General features: G+C 69.6%; 1 protein-coding gene. It reads right to left on the bottom strand.

The window, feature by feature from the left end:
- Positions 1–20,926: WXG100-like domain-containing protein (locus NRB20_RS31020; RefSeq protein WP_153414954.1), on the bottom strand; the 20,926-nt coding region annotated here is incomplete at its 3' end.
- Positions 20,927–20,940 lie beyond the last annotated feature (14 nt).

The following is a 20,940-nucleotide window of genomic DNA, read 5'->3' as shown; positions in this document are numbered from 1 at the left end:
CTGCTGCACGGCCACCAACTCGTCCAGCAGAGCGAGCGGCTGCCGTAGTTCGTGCGGTGCGACCGCGGCGTGCGTGGGATCGGGATGTGCCAGTTCGGTAGCGAGCGCGTTCCGTACGGTCAGCAGTGTGGCGGCGGAGTCTGGCGAGGGTGCGGTCGAAGGTGTCGGGGGTTACGGCTTCGGTGGGTTCGTCCAGGCGGCGGGCCCATTCCTCGCGTTCGAGGTGGGTGGGGGCGGCGGCGAGGAGTTCGATGGTGCCGGCGCGGATCACTCGGGCGAGTTCGCGGTCGGCCTGGGTGAGGTGTTGGGAGGTTACGCCGGGGCCCAACTCGACCCAGGCGTGGAAGGCGACGGTGCGCAGGGCCTCGATCGGATCGGCCGGAAGTTTTCCGTACCAGTCGCGCAGGCGGGTGATCTCGATGATGTACTCGGCGCGGCGGACGGTCGGATGCTTCCAGGAGTCGTCCAGCGGGCGCATCTCCACCGCGTACGGGATTCGCGCGAACGGCAGCTTCTTGTCCCGCGCGAACGGCATCCCGCCGCGCTCGGGTGCGTTGTCGGGCAGCTCGTCCGGATGGATCAACTCCCCGTCGCGGACCACGAAATGTTCGGTCAGCGGCGGGCGAATCCACTTGTACCCCAGGCGGTCCGCGTGCGCCTCGGCATCGTCCCAGTTGACCTTGTCCACGGTGTCGAGATGATGCGCCTCGGCCCAATAGTGTTCCAGCATAACCAGATCCGGCCGCGTCGGCGAGGTCTTGCCCGCGCCGTCACCCCGACCGGTCAACCGGTTCCAGGCGTCCACCACATGCGCCAGCTCGTCCATCCGCCGCGTGGTCAACCGGCTCTCCGGCGTATCCGCGTCGAACACCGACATCGTATCCCGCATCAGATGATTCTTGATCCGCAGAATACGTTGTCCCAGTTCATCTTTCGTCAATGGCGTACCGTCGAGGTGATGCGCGAGCGGCATCCCGTGCGCGTAGGTGACCCCGCCGTCCTCGGGGCGCAGCAGCGGATTGCCCGACCGGGTCAGCGCGTCGAGGATCTCGCGCACATCGACATTGCTCTCATGCTCGATATCGTCGTGCGCGGCCCGCCTGGCCGCCTCACGCGCCGCCTGCTCGGCGGCCCGCGCGTCGATCCGCTGCTGCTGCACAGCATTCGGATGCTCGGGCGTCGGCTCGTCGGGCAGATCCCGGATGGTCCGATCGGGCGCGAACTCGTCGTAGCGGCCCCGCGCCCACTCCCGCACCTTCGAGTAGCGGTAGACCATCCGCTCCCACTTCGGCGAGATGTAATCCACCCGATTGCCCGGCGGCGCGAACTCCGCGACGTGGTACCGGGGATGCGGCGGCTGCACCTCGAGATCGATCGGCGGATGGAACCCGCGGAACGTCCGGATACTGCGCAGCCCCGGAATGAACCGCAGCACAGGATGATTCATATCGAACGGCCCGTCCGGCAACCCCCGGGTGTGCTCGAGCACCCACCGCCCGATCTCGGGATGGTTGTAGAACCGGTTGAGCACCCACGGATGTTTGCGCGCGAGGTTGTAGAGCTGGAACCACCGCTTGCCGACCGTGTACAGCGCACCGTCGAGCGGCATCTCGTGATGCGCGTCCTCGTCCCAGCCGATCGGCGCCTCGGGTTTGGGGCCGGGCCCCTGCGTCGCCCACAGCATCGCCCGCCCCTCCTCGGACAGGCTCAGGATCTCCTCGTAACTCATCTCCGGCCAATGCCCGGTGAGCAGCCGCAACAGCGCCGGTTCGACCATGTTCTGGAACGGTTCGGCGGCCATCGCACCGCTGAATCCGTCCGGCATCTTCTCCTCGTAGGAGCGCGCGGGCAGATGCGATTTGTCCTCGCCGCCGTACGGCGCCCAGCCCTTGGGCGGCAGCCGCCAGCCGTCGACCTCCTTCTGGCCGTACTTGTCGAGGCCGGTGCCCAGCGGCAGTTCCGGTTTGTGCGCCCGGAATCCGTACGCTTCGCCCTCGCGGACGTCGTGCCAGGTCGGTTCGCCGCCCGGTTTCTCCGAACGTCGTTCCCACAGCACGATTTTCAGCGGCATCGTGGGTTCGCGCTGCCGGCTCCCGACCTCGGCCGCCTCCCGATCCCGGCTGGGCAGCGCCCGCCGATCGCCGGTACCGGGAACCTTGATTCCCGTTGCCTCATAAAGCATCTGCCGCCAGCGCACCGCGCCGGAGATGGTCACCGGCCGCTCACCACGTTGGATGATGCCCAGCGACTCGACCGGATTCCCGTCCTCGTCGAATTCGACCGGCATGCCCTGATATTCGATCCGCGGCGGCTCGAGCGCGGTCACCTCGTGACCGTTGCCGCTCTTCTCCGCGACGACCTCCAGATAGTGCAGCACGGTGTCCGGCTGCTCCAGCAGCCGCGCCACGACGTGATGCCTGCTCAGCGCCTCGGCCAGCGCCCGATCGTGCGCCACTCCGGCGGCGAGCCGGTACTCCGAGCGTCCCGCGGTCACGACGATCCGCGCGGGCCGGGCGCCCGCGCCGTTCTCGTCGGCGACCTGCCCGTGATCGATCCACACGTTGTCGGTGACCCGCCGCAGATTTCGCGGCTCCACCACACCCTCCGCGGCCGCGCGCCACCCACCGCCCAGCCCGACCCGGCGATCGTTGATCCGGTCGATCTCGTTGTCCGCCAAGGCGAGAGCGTCCTGCGCGTCGGCGAGCGCGCGCAACTGCTCGGGTGTCGCGGCGCTCGGATCGTCGGCGTGCTGTTCCCGCAGCGCGAAGAACCGCCGCCGCAGCGGCTTGGCCCGCTCGACCGCCGCCTTGTACGCCTCGGCGAGCCGACCGATCGACCGATGCGCCCGATCCGTCTCGGAGACATCGTGTTTCGCGCCGAGCTGCTCGAGCTGCTGGATCCGCAGATCGAGGTCGTCGAGCCGATCGCGCAGCGCGTGATACTCCTCGGCGGCCTCGGCAAGTTTGTCGATCGGATCCTGCCGCCGGGTCAACTCCTCCTCGCTGACCCGCTCGGGTACGGACATCCCCGGCGTATCCAGCCCCACATCCTCACGGGTGTAGCCGACCCGCTCCCCGGTCAGCCGCGCGATGGTGGCGGACCAGGCATCCCGGCTCAGATCGTCCGGCGCGACGCCCTGCACCCGGGTGAGCCTGGCCTCCAGCTTGGTGCGCCAGAATTCGTACGCCGAGGCAACGCGGGCGCGCTGGTTCACCAGATCGTCGAGCTCGACCTGCTTCGGGTCGGGAGCGAACTTCCACGCCGGACCGGCTGTCGGGTCGGGCGATTCGCCTGCGTCGGGGTCCTTCGTGCCAGATTCGACTGCGCTGCCGACCTTTTCAATGGTTCCGGACTTCACGCCCCCGCTGGATTTCCCGGCCACGCTGGACTTCTCGGCCACGCTGGACTTCTCGGCCACGCCGGGCTTCTCGGCCACGCCGGATTCCTCAGCCACGCCGGGCATCTCGGCCACGCCGGATTCCTCAGCCACGCTGGACTTCCCGGCCACGCCGGATTCCTCAGCCACGCCGGACTTCCCGGCCACGCCGGATTCCTCAGCCACGCCGGACTTCCCGGCCACGCCGGATTCCTCAGCCACGCCGGACTTCCCGGCCACGCCGGATTCCTCAGCCACGCCGGGCTTCGAAGCCGCCCCGGATTTCTCTGCCGCGCCGGACTTCTCAGCCGAGCCCGGTCGCGTCGGCTCGATCGCGGGAACGCCCTCCGCAGCTCCGGCTCCCAACGCCCGCCGAGGTTCGGTGAGATCGGACAACCACACCCGGCCCTCGTCGTCCACCCGAATCTGCCGCACCCGCAGCTCACCATCGGCACCGAGCAACTGTTCGCGCACCGGACGGGACAGCACCTGATCCGGATTCGCGTTCGGCACAACGAGATCCAGCCGGACCGGCTGCCCCGCACCGGCCTGCCGCCACCGGGCCACCTCGGCATTCGCCTCCTCGGCGGCGACCGGCATACCGTCCCGGCCGATCGCGGTGCCGCCGATGTGCCGCAACACATCCCGCGTCGCGAGCGTCGTCAACTCGGCCGCCTTGCGGTCCCGCATCACCACACCGAGTTCGTGGATGCCGAGCCGTTGCAGCAGAGCGTTGCCGCGCGAGGTGATCTCCGCCGCCCGCGCCTCCACGGCACGGCGCTCGTCGAAGAACTCCTCCATCCGATCGGCCGGAATGGCGGTGCGGTCGAAGAATTCGTCGGCCCGCGCACGATGTTCGGCGATCAACTCCCGTATGGCGCCGGCCAGCTCGTAGCGGCTCATTCCGGCCGGATCGATATCCAGCCAGCCGACGTCCCGCAGGATGCTGCGATAGTTCTTCGCCACCGCCTTGTCCATATCAGCGACCTGAACGGCCAACTTGCGCAAGGCTTTCCGGTCGGACCGGGCGGCGGGCACATGTTCCGTCTCCGCGCCCGCATCCCAGTCGCCCGGACGCGGCGCGGGCGGGACCTCCGGACGCGGAGCGGGCACGTCGTCGGGGGTGTACCGGGTGCAGTGCACGGCACCGTCCGCGTCGACCCGGATCCGGTAGTAGACCGCCCCAGCCCCCTGCTCGGCCAGGGTGCGACGGCGATCGTCCTCGATGTGGATGTTCGGATCGTCGGTCCTGCCGACGCCGACCAGGCGGGTGGGCCGCCCGTCCGCGTCCGCGACCTCCCGGGTGTGCGCGACGCCGTACTTCAGCCGCACCTTCCGCACGCCGTCGCCGTAGACCCGGGGGCCCTTCTCCAGCGCACCGGCCGCCAGATCCATGATCTCGCGTTCAGCCTCGGTCTGCGCCTCGGACTCGCGCATCCGCTCGTTGGCCTGCGCGATCCGGAAGGCGTTGAGCTGTTCGATCAGCGTGCGGGCCCGCTCCGCGTCGCGGTTCGTCCGGGCCTCGGAGACCTTGTCGATCCTGCGCACCAACGGTTTTCGATCCAGCGTCGGATCGATGCCGTACTCGCGCGCCAGTTCCCGCAGCCGCGTCAGGCGGGTGCGGGGGTCGGTGAGTTCGCGCTGCACCCGCGCACGTTCCCGGACCGCCGCGCGGGAGTTCTGTTCGGCGTGCTCGCGCAGGGTCTCGTCCAGCTGATGGCGGGTGGGTTCGCCGACGCCCAGTTCTCGTGCGCGGGTGTGGTATTCGTCGTCGGTAAGGGCATTTCCGTTGTCCCGCAGCTCGACCAGGTCGGCGACCGCACGACGCTGCCGCAGCTGGTCGGACCGAATCAGCTGGCGCAGTTCACCTTCGGTGAGTCCCGCATGCTCGATGCCGCGTTCTTCCGCGTATTCGCGCAGCCGTTCGGCGTTCATCCGCCACACCGCGGGCCGCTGCCCGTAATCCTCCGCAGCGATCAGCGCCGCATCGGAAACCTTGCCCTGCAACACTTCCCGACCAGCCTTGACCGGGTCGAGATCGGCATCCCGTGCCGCCCCCATCGCCCGATCCCAGGCTTGTTCCCGGCGAGTCGCGGCCTTGACCAGATCACGCAACGCCTTCTTCAGCGGCCGCGTCGTGGGGACGTGCCGCTGCTCGGCCTCCGCGGTCCAGCCATCGCGACGACGCGGCGCCGGATCCGGTTGCGCACCTTCCCATTTGACGGGCGGCGTCGGCCCGTTGCCCGAGCCCCCGGAATCGCCGTCGTCACCGCTGCCCGTCGGCGGCGGCTCGGACGAATCCGAACCGCCCGAACCGTCACCGGTCAGAGGCGTGGGCGTGCCGGAGCCACCCGAACCACCGTCACCGTCATCCGCCAACAGCGTGGACGTACCCGAACCATCGTCACCGCCTTCCAACGGCGTCGATCCCGAATCACCGTCACCATCGGTCGACAAACCACCGTCCGGACCATCCGCCTCCCCCGCCCGCATACTCTTCTTCCCCACACCGTCCCCACCACCGGAATCCGGCCCCGACACCGGATCACCCGGCGCCCCAACACCTTCCGCCCCCGACGGATCCAACCCCAACGCCTGCATCTCCGCCCGCAACCGCTCCTGCGCCGAGACCGCCTCCCAATAATCATGGGCGGTCTTGACCACGGCCTCGGTGATCGGGGCATTCGCCGCCAGCTGCGCACGCAACTCCAGATACAGTTGGTCGTCGCCGATCTCCCGCGCCGCCTTGATCTCCGCCCGCAGCCGCTCCCGATCCACACCGACCGTACGGACGGCCGCGCGCGCCAGATCGTTCCCGGTCAGCTCGGCATCGACACCGATATTCGGGGCGATACTCCGCAACTTCTCGAGGGCGTCGCGCTGGGCATCCCGCGCCGCGTCGAGTTCGCCGCGGTAGACCTCCACCGGTTCGGCGGGCTCCGCGACCGGCCGCGGCCCGGCATCCTCGGCCCCCGGCACCACCGTGGCGCGCACCCGGACCTGGCCGTCCTCCTCGTGCACCGCGTCCACCCGGACGTGCAGTCCGCGCCCCAGCAACAACCGCGCCGTCTCCAGCCGCCCGCCCGGGGACAGCTCGGTACCGCCGACGAACAGCGCCGCGGTCCCCTCGGGCACCGTCAGCTCGAGGTGGTACCCCGACTCCAGCCGCGCGGAGACCCTGCCCAGGAAGCCCTGGAGATATCCGGGCACCTCGAAGACGGATCCGGCTGCGGCATCCCCGAACAACCCGTGCTCACCCTCGAAACTGAACAGCACCGACTCGGGCAGCGCCACCCGGCTCAGCACCTCGTCCAGGGTCGGCGCGACCTCCGGCGTCAGCCCGGACCCCTTGCCCGCCAAGAACTCTCCGAGTATCCGACGTTCCTCGGAGGTCAGCCCGTCCAGCACCGCGTCCCACACCCGATGCGCCGACCGCACCCGATCCGCCGCCGGACCCACGGAGTTCAACACCTCCGGCGACGCACTCCTGCGCACCGGCGAGGTAGCGGATTCCACAGCGCCGGAGTCGGATTCGTCGTCCCGCACCCGCTCGGCGTCCGTCAACTCCGCGTCGCGCGTCTTCGCCCGCTGCAATTCCTCGGTCAGCTCGCCGACGCGGGTATCGGCCAGGTGGAACGCCGTCACGGCGTCCTCCAGCCGCGCCACCAATTCGGCGTATGCGTCCACCTCGGAGATGAGCATCGTGCGCGACATCAGCTCCTCGAACAGACGCTGCCGCAACGATTCCTGCTTCATATCGTCGTGCAGCACCTGCTCGACGTTCACCCGCACACCGACCTGACGCGCGAGCACCTCGGCCCGCGCATCCGCACGTTCCGAGGCCGCCCGCTGCAATTCGGTTGTCAACCAGTTGATCTCGGCCCGACGAGCGACCGGGCTGGACACCTCGTCACCCACAACGGCGGCAGCACGGATCGCCCGAATCCGCTCGGCCAGTTCGGTGACCGCGCCATCGCGACGGTGATATTCCTCGACAGCCTCGTGCAACTCGGTCACCCGAGCCTGATACGCGTCGGTCTCCGGCCCGACAACCCGCCGATGGTTGCGCGCCTCGGCGAGCAATTCCTCCAGCGCCATCGGATGTTTCATCTCATCCGACAGCAGTTCCTCGACGTTGACCGGCACCCCGCGCGCCTTGTCCAACACCTCCCGCAACGCATCCGCCCGCGCCCGCTCGGCGGCCTCCCAGTCCAACAGCGCCCGCTCGTGCACCGCCACGGCCTGCTCGTGCGCGGCCTGCAACGCGGCCCGCGCCGCCCCTTCCGGATCGACGAATTCGTCCAGCTGCCGCGCCACCTCGGCCCGCATCCGCTCGGCGAGCCGCTTCGGTGCGACAGTGGTATCGGCCTGCCCCAGCATGGCCGCCCACCGCTGCCGCTCCTCGGAATTCGGTGCCGCGGCATAGTTCTCGACCGCACCGGCCAGCACCGCCAGCCGCAGCGCGGGATCGTTGCTCACCTCGTGGGCGGACAACTCACCCGCGACCACCCGCAACGCCAGCTCCCGCAACGCCGCCGCCGGATCCTGCGGCAGATCCGGGAACCGTTCCCGCACACCGGTTTCGGCGACGATCCGGGCCGCCCGCCGAGGTTCCGGCGGCAGCCGATCATCGTGGGCCGCAAGCGGTTCCACCGCGTACGGCAACGCCGCCACCGGCAGGGTGCGATCGCTGAACAGCGGAATCCGCCGGTCGGTGAACCAGAACGTCCGCCGCCGCATCGGCCGATTCCCGGGCAGATCCTCCGGATAGAACACCTGCCCGCGCCGCCGCACCAGCTGCCCACTCAGCCTGCGGCGGTTGGTATCCCAGTCGTGCCCCAGGCTCGCGGCGTGCTCGTCGGCCTCGTGCCAGGTGGCCTTGGGATGGGTGCGCAGATAGTCCGCCTCGGCGTGGGCGTCCTCGAGCAGCAGCAGATCCTCCGGATACGGCCGGGTGCGACCGTCCCGATCCCCGACCCCGGTCAACCGCAGCCAGGCGTCGGCCACGTGCGGCAGCCGATCGTACGGCTTCTCGATCAGCCTGCCCTCCGGACTGGCCGGATCCTGCACCCGCATCTCGTTGATCATCAGATGCCGCTTGATCAGCAGGATCTCATCGGCGAGCTCGGCATGCGTGAGCGGCGTACCGTCGGAATGCCGTGCGAAACCGAGCAATTCGGCGAACACCGCACCACCGTCACCGCGACGCAACAGCGGATCACGCGGCGCGGTCAGCTGCTCCACGATCCGGCGCACATCCGAATGCCCTGTGTCCCCGGCGAATTCACCGATGACCCGATCCGCCCACGCCTGCACCCGCGCCCAGCGCTCGACATCGCGCGCCCAGAACCGCCCCCGCACCGGATCGAGTTCGCTGTGCGGCCCGTGCTCGGCCTCGCTCCAACTCTGGTGCGGCGGTTGCAGATCCAGGCGCGGCGCCTTCCACCCGCGATACCCCCGATAACTCCGGACGATCGGAATCTTGCGCAGCACAGGATGATCCGGATCGAACGGCCCGTCCGGCAGCCAGTACCGGTTGCGCCTACGACTGCCGAGTTCCGGATTCTTCTGGAAGTGCTTGATGATCCAGGGCAGCTTGCGCACACCCTCGCCGATCTGGATCCACCGCTTGCCGACGTTGTAGAGCGCGTCGTGCAGCGGCAGATCGTGGTGTTCCTCCTCGTTCCAGCCGTGCGGCGCCTCCATGCCCGGCCCCGGGCCCTGCAACCAGAACGCTTCGGCGCGACCGTCCGGGCCCAGGCTCGCCAATTCCTCGTAACTCATCTGCGGCCAGTAACCGTAGATTTCGTGAATCAGCCACGGCTCCACCATGTTCTGGAACGGTTCGACCGCGACCGCGCCACTGAACCCGTCGGGCATCTTCTCGTCGTACTGCCGCGCCCGCAGATGCGATTTGTCCTCGCCGCCGAACGGCGCCCAGCCCTTGGGCGGCAAGCGCCAGCCGTCCAACTCCTTCTGCCAGATCTTGTTGAGCTTGGTGCCCGGCTGGATTCGCGGCTGGTAGGCGCGATAGCCGCGGGCCTCCCCCGCGCGGCTGCTGTGCCAGTTGCCCTCGGCGTCGCGCCACTGCACGAGGGTCTCCGGCGGCATCACGTGCCGGGTGAACGCCTCCAGCTCGGCGGCCTGCCGATCCTCCTGCGGATACCGCCGCCGCGTCTCCGAACCGGTCGGAATTCCGGTGATCTCCCGGATGATTCGCCGCCACGCCACCGGATCGGTCACCGGCAGTGCCCGCTCGTGTGGGCTGCGCGCACCCATGGTGGCGCGCTGCACCAGCGGTGACTGCAGCCGGGAACTCGTGGTGTGCAGCTGGGCGTCCGCGATCACACGCAGGTAGTCGACGGTGGTGTCGCCCCGCTCCAGCAGCCGGGCCAGATAGTGGTGCTGGGCCAGCGCATCGGCCAGGGCGGTGTCGTGCGCGGTGGCATCGGGCCTGCCGTACTCGGCGCGACCGGCGACGACGATGATCCGGCCGCCCACGAACTCACCGTGCTCACCGGGCACCCCGCGATCGAGCCACACATTGGCACTGATCCGCCGCAGCCGCTCGGGTTCGGCACCCTGATCGATGGACACCGAACGCCAATGTGCCTGTGCCACATCGGCCCACGCGCCGATCGCGGCGGCGTGCTGATCGTTGAGCCGATCGATCTCGGTGTCGGCGCGGTCGACCGCCCGCTGCGCCTCGGCGAGTTCCTGATCCAGTGCGTCGGCGGCCGGATCGCCGTCCTGCCGGGCCTGGGTGCTGCGGGCCTCGAGTTCGTCACGCCACAGGCGCAGCGGTTTGGCGGCGTCGACGGCGGCCTTGTGCCGGTTGGCGAGCTCGCCCTGCAAGCCGTCGAACGCCGCGATGTTCTTCCGGTCGTAGGTCGCACCCTGACGGACCAGCGCGGCGATATCGTCGTCGAGCTGCTGGATCTCGTCGGTCAGCTCGTAGTAGTTGCGCGCGGCCTGGGCCAGCTTGTCCACCGGATCGCGGCGGCGGGCCAGTTCCGCGGGCCCGAGGTCTTCTCGCTCGCCGGGCGAAACATAGTCCAGCCCTTGGTATTCCGCGGTGTAGCCGGTCGTCTCGCCGCCCAGCCGACGTACCGTCTCGGCCCACGCGCTGCGGGAGATGTCCGCGCCCGGGAACTTCGCCGCCCGACCCTCCAGCTTGTTCCGCCAACGTTCCTGTGCCGCAACCTTTCCCGCGCGCCGACGGGCCAGTTGATCGAGTCGCCGCTGCGCGTCCTCGGGGGACAGCTGCTCGGGCGACCCCTGACCGTCATCGGACAATACCGGCGCATCGCCCGCCTTCTCCCCCGGGACCGTCGCCTCGGAACTCTCGGCAATCGCCTTGCGCGCGGGCACTTCCGGAGCGACCGCACCTTCCTGCGGTTCCCGCAACTCCTGGGTCCACACCCGCCCCTCGGCATCGACCCGCACCTGCTCGAAGACGAACTCCCCGTCGCCCACCAGCGCCCGCCGCATCGCCGGATCCAGGATGTGATCCGGATGCGCCGCCGGTGCCACCACGATCAGCCGCTTGGAACCGTCCGGCGCGGTGATCAGCCGGGCCACCTCCCGCCCCGGCTCCGCCGCCCGCCCGTCCGCGCCGATCGGCTCCCCACCGTGCGCGGCCAGCACCCGCCGCGCGGCCAGCACCGCGGTATCGGCGGCCTTCAGATCGCGCGGGCGAACGTAGTTGTTGTCGTGATCGGCCAGTCGCAGCAGCAGTTCGTCGCCGAGTTCCTGGGCCGACTGCGCCTCGTCCTCGAGCCGATTGCGCTCGGCCACCAGCGCCGACCGTTCCGCGGGCGACACCTCGTCGACCCGGTCCCACGCCTGCTCGGCGCGGATGCGGAGTTCGGCGACCCGGGCCCGCACCGCGGCCTCGAGTTCGCGCGGGCTCAGCGCCCAGGCGGTATCGATGTCCAGCGATTCGGCCAGATCCACCAGTTCGGCGTAGTTCCGGTCCGCCGCGCTGCTGAGCCGCCGGATGTCGTAGGCGAGCTGACGCAGATTCCGCCGGAACTTGCCGCGACCGGGCGAGAACTGGCGTTCCTCACCGTGCGGGGTCCAGTCGCCGCGCCGCGCACCGGGGCCGAGGCGTTCGACCGGCGCGGGCGGCGGGCGATGCTCGGCGACCCGCACGACACCGTTCTCATCGATCGAAACCCGGTAGTACACAACATCTTCGAATCCCTGGGCGGCCCGGCGTCGACGTTGCAGAGCGGGCAGATATATCTCCGGATCCGCGGCCGCGCCCACCCCGACGTACCGACCGCGCCGGCCGCCCGTACCCGGAATCGTGAGCGTGTGCCCGGCCCCGTGCCGGGGATGCACGGTGGCGGTGCCGATCACCCGCGCACCCCGATCGGACTGTCCGGTCCGATGATGCAGGATCTCGTGCTCGGCCGCGGCCTGCGCCTCGGACCGCCGCATCGACTCGTTGGCCATGGCCACCCGGAACCGGTCGAGTTCCGCGAGCGCCGGAACGCCCCGTTCCCGCGCGGCCGCCGTCCGCCGCCCGATCTCGGTGCGCAGCGCCCGCTCGACCTCGGTATCGGCCCGGCCCGCCGGATCGATCCCGTATTCGCGCGCCAACTCGTGCAGCCGCTCGGTGCCGACCGGCGTGCCCGAATCCCGGCTGCGGAAATTGATCCCGCTGCGGCTGTCGCGATGCGTGCCGGACAGTTCCCGCACCGCCTGCCCGCCGCGTTCCTCGATCGCGCCGATCCGATCGCGCACCGCCTGCTCGATCGCGAATTCGGTGACCTGTACCCCCAATTCACGCGCCCGCTGTTCGAGTTCGGCGAGCGGCACGCTGTCTGTCACGAGCGCGCGCAACGCCGGTACCGCCGCCGCGGCTGCCGCTCGTTCCGCCTCGGCGACCAGAATGCGCCGACGCAATTCGGCAGCCGACATCGAACCCGGGACCAGATCCAATCCCGCTGCGCGCACCCGCAATTCGGCCAGACTCTGCGTGCGCGGATCCGGCTGGCCCTGATCGTGGCGATGGTCCTGCTCGGCCCGGTCCGCCTTCGCGCCGAGTTGGCCCCTGAGCACGTCCCGACGCACCTGACCGGGATCGATGCCGAGCTCTCGGACCTGGGCTAGCGCGCGTTCCCAGGCTCGATCGCGGACGTCGACGGCACGGGCCAGGGCGCGCAGTGCCCGCCGGGTACGTCCGGTGAGCGGGCGGTGTTCCTGCGGTAGCTTCTGATCGGTCCAGCCCTTGGGACGCAACGCATTCGGCTCCGGTGTGACCTCCATAGCAGCCAATTCGGCGTCGAGTCGGGCGATGTCGTCGAACGCACCCTGGTGATCCAACGACAATCGTTCCAACGCAACGCTTTCCGCGGCATATCGAGCCTGCTCGCCGGGAGATACCGTGCGGGCGCGCAGTTCCGCGAGCGTCCGGTCCAGATTCTCCGGCCGCAACGCCGACCAGCCATGGCTCGGATCGACGAGCAACCGCGCCGCCAGTTGGTTGCGTTGCTCGCGCAATTCGGCAAGGCGCGCAACGGCTTCGGTCCGTTCGGCGAGCAGGCGGCCGTGCTGTTCGAGCTGCTCCGGGGTGAGATAGGCGGTTCGTTCCGCCAGGCTCGGCTGCCCATGATCGGCCGGAGCTCGCTCGAGTTCGGGCGCACCCCCCACCGGACCGCCACCCGGCTGTCGCGCCGGGGTGATGCCGCCCGAACCGGTGTCATCACCGTCCGTATCGTCGAGATGCCGGTACGGGTGATCCGGATCCACATTCGCCGCCGCGAGCCGATTCAGCACGGCCACACGGAAATCCGCGAACTCGCCGTGCCGATACACATCGAGCTGTGCCATCGCGATGGCGCTGCGCACCTGACCGAAACTCTGGTCGTTGCCGAAGGCGTCGAGGGGCGGTTCCGCGCCGATACCCACCCCGGGCAGCACCTGATCGGTCATCGCGGGCACGTCCCAGCCGAACGCCTCCGGACGCGCGTCCTGGAATGTCTTCAGCCACTCCACAACTCGCTGCGCCGACGCCAGATCGCGGACGTAGATGACGATGGCGTCGTTCCGCAGCTGGTGCGGCCCGGCCACCTTCATCGAGTGGATGCCCGGGAAACTGCCCGGATCGTCGACGATCTCGTGCACGATGCCCGCGGCCAGATCCGGAGCCGCGTCGGTGGCGTTCACGTAGACGCGATAGCCGACATCGGCGAGTTCCAGCGGCTCGACGTGCCGGTAGTAGTGCGCGAAGGTGACCTGCTCGGGCGTCCAGACATCGGCGGTCTCGGGCATCAGCACGCCGACGCCCTGCAACATCGCCAGTTGCGCGTCCGGAGCGCGATCGCTCAGGATCTGCACCAATCCGCCCAGGTAGGCGTGCGGATCCGCGGCCGTCCCCGCGACGCGCCCCGCGTACAGCCGATAGACGTCGTTGAACGAATGCATCGACTCGCGCCGATCCCAGACGTCCCGCAGGAACCGGTCCAGACTCTCCCGCGACAACGACGGCGGCGCCTGCCCGTTCCGCCGATACGACAGCTCCCGCACCGCCAGCAGCACGTCGAACGGTGTCCCCGAGGGCAATCCGCGATGGAGTTCGGCCAGGGTCCGCGGGCGGTCGAACACCTCCGGGAAGGCGTTCATCACCCGCTGCACCGCCGTGGCCGGATCGGTCACCGGATGCTGCGACCGGTTCGGCACCCGGCCCCGGGCCACCTCCAGCGCGTCACCGAGTCGATCGGCTTCCGTTCGGGCAGTGTGGAATTCGCGCGCCGCATGCTCCAACGCGTCGACATCGCGCAACCAGCCCGCCGCGAGATCCGCGCGCTTGGTGCGACCGCGCAGAAAATCGATGGTCTGATCCAGCGTCCGCACGAATGCCGGATCGCGCGGATCGGTCGGCTCACCCGGCGCGCGACGCGGCCGCAACTCTGCATCGGACAGGTGGATGCCGGTGGGAGCGCTCGGCGGGACGCGGCCCGGTCCGGCGCGATCGATGCGGTCGCGGGCCCGGGTCAGGTTCTCCGCGGCGATGCGCTGTCGCGTAATCGCCTGTGCGTGATCGTGTTCCAGCTGATCGACCACCGCCTGCCGAGCCCGCATGCCGTCGGGGCGCACGTCGAGGTCGGCGCGGATGGCGTCGGCGAGGTCGCGGCCGGCCCGCGCGGCCACGGCATCGGCCTGGGTCTGCTGGTGCGCGGCGTCTTCGAGTTCGTCGACCGCGCGATGCCAGGCGTCGGCCAGATCGGCACGTTTGGTGCGTCCGCGCAGGTAGTCGAGGGTTTCCTCCAGCGTCCTGACGTACTCGGGATGGTTCGGATCGGTCGGCTCACCCGGCAGCCTGCGCGGCCGCAACCCTTCTCGGCTGATGCCGACCGTGCCGTCGCGCGCCGGACCCTCCCGCCCGAGACCGAGCCGGTTCACCCGCTGCCGGGCGGCCTCGACGGCGGCATGCGCGGCGACCCGCGAACGTTCGGCGGCATCGCGCACACCGACCAGCCGCTCCACCTCGCTCGCCGAATTCGCCTGCCCCACCCGCGATTCCGACGCCGCCGCGACGTACCGGAAGATCCACCGCATCGGATGCAGCGGCCGCCCCTTCCGGTCGAACAGCACCGCATGGGTGTCGCGCAGTTCGACCGGCACCGTCGGCGGATAGTCCTGCACCGCACCGGTGGACGGATCCCGCACGACGATCCTGCCGTGCTCGTTCACCATCACATACGCGTGCGCCCCCGCCCGCACGCCCGTGCGCCCGGCCCGCGGCGTCGGCGTATCCGCGTACTCGTCCACGACCAGCGCGATCGCACCATTCCCCTTCTTACGCAACCGATTCGCGATCGCTTCGTGCCCACCGGGGAACTTCCGCAACCGCCCACCCGCGGCCGCCTGCAGCTCCCGCCTGGTCACCCCCTCGGGCCCGACCTCCCGCTCGAACGCCCGAATGTGCCGACTACCGGTCAACCTCCGAATCAACTGCAAAGCCAGCGGAGCACACTGCCCCTCGTTCGACTTCCGCTGCTCCCCAACCACTTCCGCAGCAGCCCCAACCCCCACACCGCGCCGCACCGGCGCACTCGACCCATCCGAATTCGGCACCCGCCGCGGCCGCTCCTCCCCCACAGCCGCCTGCTCCGCCACCACCGGCACAACCGCCCCCGCATCGGATTCCGCTCCCGCCGAATCCTTCTCCCCGTTCCGATGCACCGGTTCACCAGCACGATCAGACGAACGCCCGTCTCCAACAACCGAATCCGAAAGTCCCGAACCCCGTCCACGCTCAGCAACGGACGCATCCCCGTCCGTATCAACCGATTTCCGCGCAACCTCCGTCACCGCATCGGCACCACCCCGCCGCGACTCCGGCGTGGCCTCCGAATCCGCAGCACGCTCCCCGGCCTTGGGCGCAGCACCGCTCTCCGCCCGAACAGGTTCAGCCGTACGCTCCGCCCGAACACCGGGCTCAACAACACGACCTACCCCAGCCCCCGGCTCAGCAACACGACCAGACCGCGCACCAGGCTCAACGACGCGATCCGACCGCGCACCGGGATCAGCAAGCCGCTCCGCCCGACCACCAGCCTCCACCCCCCGCCCCGCCCGAGCCCCAGAATCCACACCCCCCTTCGCACCCGGATCCTGAGCCCGCGAAGGATCTACCACCCCATCCGCATCACCAACCGTATCCACATGCGGCACAACCCCTTCCAAGCCCCCATCCCGCTCCCCACCAACCTCCAACTCCATATCATCACCCGAAACAACCCCCCGCGGACGCACCCCCTGCCCCGCAACATCCGCCCCGGCCCGCCCCCTCCCCTCCACACCAGCACCATCACCACGACCCCGGCCACTCTGCACCCCAGAATCAGCAGCAGTCGAATCACCCGCCGTACCGGAGTCGTCCGCGACTCGGTCGGCACCGGCCCGATCGCCCGTCACTCCCGGCGTTGCGGCGTCGGCGTCCGACGGAGGGTGCGACCCGACGGCCGACTGCCCATCCGTTGTGCCAGAAGACTTTTCAGCGGCCGCACCGCCCGAACGCTCAGGGTTGCTCGTCGACGAACGTCCGGAACCGGTTGCGGGTGGGCGTTCTGCGGGGGCTCGTGCGGGAGTGCCGCTGTCCGTGCCGTCGTGTGTGGGTACGGCGCTGCCGTCGCCCGGCGGGGCGCGGGTCAAGCCCAGGCGTGCCGCGGCGGCGTCCTGTAGCGGCTCGACCAGGTCCCGGAGCTGCTGTTCGCTGGCGATGCGCACATCGTGTGCAGGGGTGGCCGCACCTTCCCCGTCGGGAGCGCCCAGCGACTGCGAGTACCGGACCACCACATGCTGCACGTCCGGATTCGCGCTCAACCGGTACAGGGCGTCCTCGGGGGACGTGTAGTACTGCACGCTGCCGCGCTGACCGGCGCGCGCGGCTCGATTCTCGGCCTGGATATCGATATCGTGCGAGGTGCTGGAGTGCCCGGTCACGATGACGTGCAGGCCGCCCTTGGCGTTGATGTCCTTCCCGATCGGGATGTCCACGCCGCGCGCGCCCTGCATGTTGATGATGAGGATCTTGCCCTCTTTACCGGCCTGGTCGAAGATCTCCTGCAACCGCGCCTCTGCGTGCACACCCTGTTCGGCCACCCAGTTGGCATCCACCGCGACGTGCTCGACCGAGGTGTCCTTCGTGAGTTCCGCTACGCGAGCGGACAATTCGCCGACCAGGCTGTTGCGATGCGCCAGCACCAGCTGCGGTCGGCCGTTCTCGTGGTTGCTCACGATATCCGCGGCGATCCGGTCCAACTTGGTGTTCTCGTCCGGCGAGACGTCGTCGCTGCCGTGGATCAGCTTGGACATCTCGTGCCGCGGAATCTCCGTGACGCCGATGCCGTAGTCCTCGTGCAACCGCCCGGACACGCCGGTCGCCGTGCCCGACGCGCCGGTCTTGCTCTCGTAGTGCTCGTTGATCAGCTCCTTCGCGCCGAGTTCGTTGGTGCTGCCCGGATCGTCGCGGATCCGCAGCCCGTGCTCGGCCTCGATGGCCTGGGCCAGACCGCCGTTCCACCGGCTCTCGGTCGAGGTCTCCGGATCGAACATCACCTTGTGCGTGGTCTGATCGATGATCAGCACCCGCCCGTCGTCGATGATGAAGTGGTCCTTGTTCTTGTATTCCCACTTGGCCGCCGCGGCCATGTTCAACCGGCGGATCTCCTGCTCGGTCAGCTCCCGCCCCAGCGACTCCTCCAGCTTGGCCCGCCCCTGTTCGGTGAGCGCGGCGGGCCCGCCGTCCTGTCCGGGCTGCCGACCGTAATCGACCTCGGTCAACACACTGTGGCCCGAATCATCCTGCGCGAGACTGTCATTGAGCATCTCGCGCGCGCCGAGCACCTCCTCCACCACGGGTGGCGGCGCACTCTCACCGGCCCCCTCCGAGAGGATGTAGGTGGTGTTGGCATGAACCAGCGCCTCGTCGATCTCATCGATGGCGACATGTTTACCGGGCGGAATATTGCCGCGCAGATGACCGAATCCGACGTCCTCCATGGTGCCGATGTAGATCGTCGGCCTGCCCTCGACGGGTTCGGTGTAGGCGTGGTCCGCATCCATCCGCACGATGTCGAAACCCATGTTGCCCAACGTCTTCAGGTACCGCTCGACCTCGCGATTGGCCAGGTTGTCGCGCGTGGTGAGCACCTGAACCGCACCGTGTTCGATGGCGTCGATCGAGGCGCCCGCCAGGAACACCAGCGACTTGCCCTCGCCCGCATCCATATTGATCGCGCCGTCCCGGATCGCCAGCGTCGCCATGACCTGTGTCTCACGCAGGATCTTGCCATCCTCGGACTGCCGGATCGCCTCGATCACCGCCGCGAGTTTGTCTGCCTCCGAACCGGATTCGAGTTCATGACGCAACGCGTCCGGCCCGGCATCCTGCAATTGCAGATGCTCGGGCGTATCTTCGCTGGTCCTGGCGTGGTAGTACTCCAGCGCCGTCTTCCCCGCCGCCCGATACGCCTCGGTCAGATGCTCACCGCGAACCCCTTCGGCATGCGCGGTCTTCGCCGCCGCCACCAACTCGTCGGTCGCCTCGTGCAGCACCTCGGCATGCTCGGCGAGCGCGGCCCGATACTCCTCCCGCGCGACCTCCGGATCACCGTGCGGCCGCGCACCGGACTCGTCCTCGGCCCGCCCGGGCTCCTGCTGCGCCCGCCGCATCGCCTCCCGCGCCTCATCGACCCGCCGCTGCGACTCCGCAATCCGCGCTTCCTGCCGCTGCCGCTCCCCCGCAGCCCGCTCCTGAGCCTCGGCAACCTCCCGCGACGACCGCCCCTGCCCGGCATCATCCCGCCCGGAAGCCGAATCATCCCGCGCCCGAACATCATCCTGAGCTCGGCCGTCTCGTTCGCTCTGCGCGTGGGCATCCCGCTCCCCCCGCGACTCACGAGCATCCAACCCCCGCCCCTCACGATCACCCTGGACGTGGCCGTCACGCTCACCCTGCGCCGGCCCATCCCGACCGTCCAACGCCCGAGCGCCGTCACGTGCGTCACCGGTGCCCTCCCGCACCGCCGGCTCGTGGTTCCCGGCCTCGGCATCACCCGCACCCGACCTGCCCGTACGTGCACGCCCACCAACCCCGGCGCGGGCTGGATCGGAAACAGGTTGCGCCACACCATCTTTCCCGGCCCTAACCTCCGACGACCGCGCCTCGGGCACCCCCTCGGCAGCCCGCCCCGCGCGCACGCCGGTCTCCCCACCCGAACGCCCACCATCCACCCCGGCCCGCACCGGCGACGAACCCCCCGCCTGCGCACGCGAGGGCGAATCACCGATCTTGCCGGCATTCCGCACCTCCGCCCCACCGCCCCGGTTCGCCCCCTCGGCACCCGGCGTCGTCCCCGCCCGCGACGCCTCCGCGACAGGCGTACGCCCATCCCCCACCGGCGAGGACTGCGTCGGCGTGGACCGCACCTCACCGGGCGCACCCGACCGCACCCCGTCCCCACCCACCGGAGCATCCGCCCGCACCGGAGCCCCCGCCGCCGACGTACCCGAGCTATCCGCCACCACGGGAGCCGTCGCACTGTCCTCCGGCCGAACAACCGGAGCGACCGCCGCATCGGATTCGGTTCGCGCACCGACGATCCCATCCGATTCGGCCCGCGCACCGGACACGATCCCCGAGTCGCTGTGCGAGACCGTATCCCCACCGCCCCGCACACCGGCCTGGGGAACATCACCGGGCGACCGCACCCCGTTCACATCGGAATGCACACCGGCACGCGGCGTTTCGACACTGTCCCCCGACGGCGCCGAACGAGTAGTCGCGGTAGTGCCATCCCCACCCGACTGATGCTCTCCCCCAACAGAATCCACACCAGCACCCGCGCGCACTCCTGTCCCCCCGGGCGAATCCACCACTCCCGCACGACCATTCGGCGTCTCCTGCCGACCCCCGTACTGCTCACCCTCCGGCACCGGCGTCACCACGTGATCCCCGTGCGCACCGGAATCCACCAGCGGCGAACTACCGTCGTGCACCAGGGTCATATCCCGGCTGGACCCGATGTACATCTCCGGCGCCGTCGAGGGCGTCTTCCAGAAGCTACTGTTCGTGTAATACCGGTCCGCCAGAGCATGATTTGCGCCGGACAGCATCCCCCCGGCCGCCCCCGCGGTGAACATCCGCCAATCCGCGTGCGTGTTCTTCAGATCCTCGACCGCGGTATCCCACCCCTTGGTCGCCAGATCCACCACGAACTGCGTGGGCACCGACGCCGCGAACGCGCCCACGGAATTGACTGTGCCCGAAATGGTTCCGGCCACGATCCGGGCCGCCCGCTCCCCCATCGAATTCGCCAACGCCCGGTTCAGGGCCTCGGCCGTGGGACCACCGACCGCCCCACCCGCCGCCCCGGCCACCCCCGAGACGATCGTCTGCCCCCAGTCGATCCCCGTGCGATGCCCCTCCAACTCCTGATACTGCTGAATCGCGTAGTCCTGCAACGCCCCCAGCAGTCCGCCGATCGCCACATGCCGTAGCAGGAATTTCGCCAGCCGCGCACCGATCAGCCCCGCGAGCTTCTCCTCCATCGCGGCCACCGCGCGCCGCAACATGATCCGTACCCCGACCCGGGTGGTCACGATGATCCCGGCCTCTTCGGCCGGCGCGGTCGGCGGGAAGAGCCACACCGACGCGATCTCCGCGGCCGTCACCACCAACGTGGTGTAGAACATCAGCTTGGTGTATTCGATCTGCGTACCACCGGCATACACCGAATCGCCGACCTGATCGAAGAAGTCGGCCAGGTCGGGCAGCGAATTCTTGGACTCCCCCGAATCGTGCAGGATCGCGTCGAAGGCCTTACCCATCGAACTGGATCCGTCACCGTCGGAGTAGGCGGCCAGCGACGCGGTCTTGGCCGCCTGGACGTCCTGCACGATATCGCGCAAACTCGTTGCGGCAGTGTGCCAATCGCCCGCCATGGCCCACATGTCGTCTTCGTTGCCGTCCGGCCATTCCATGCCGACGGCGAAGCCAAGCCACTCCAGCCAGGACGGGAATTCCAGCGCCACGCGGCTACCCCGGG

The sequence above is a fragment of the Nocardia macrotermitis genome, assembly GCF_009604405.1.
GTDB lineage: Bacteria > Actinomycetota > Actinomycetes > Mycobacteriales > Mycobacteriaceae > Nocardia > Nocardia macrotermitis.
Note: the sequence above shows the minus strand (reverse complement) of the source record. Positions and strands in the feature narration are given on the sequence as shown.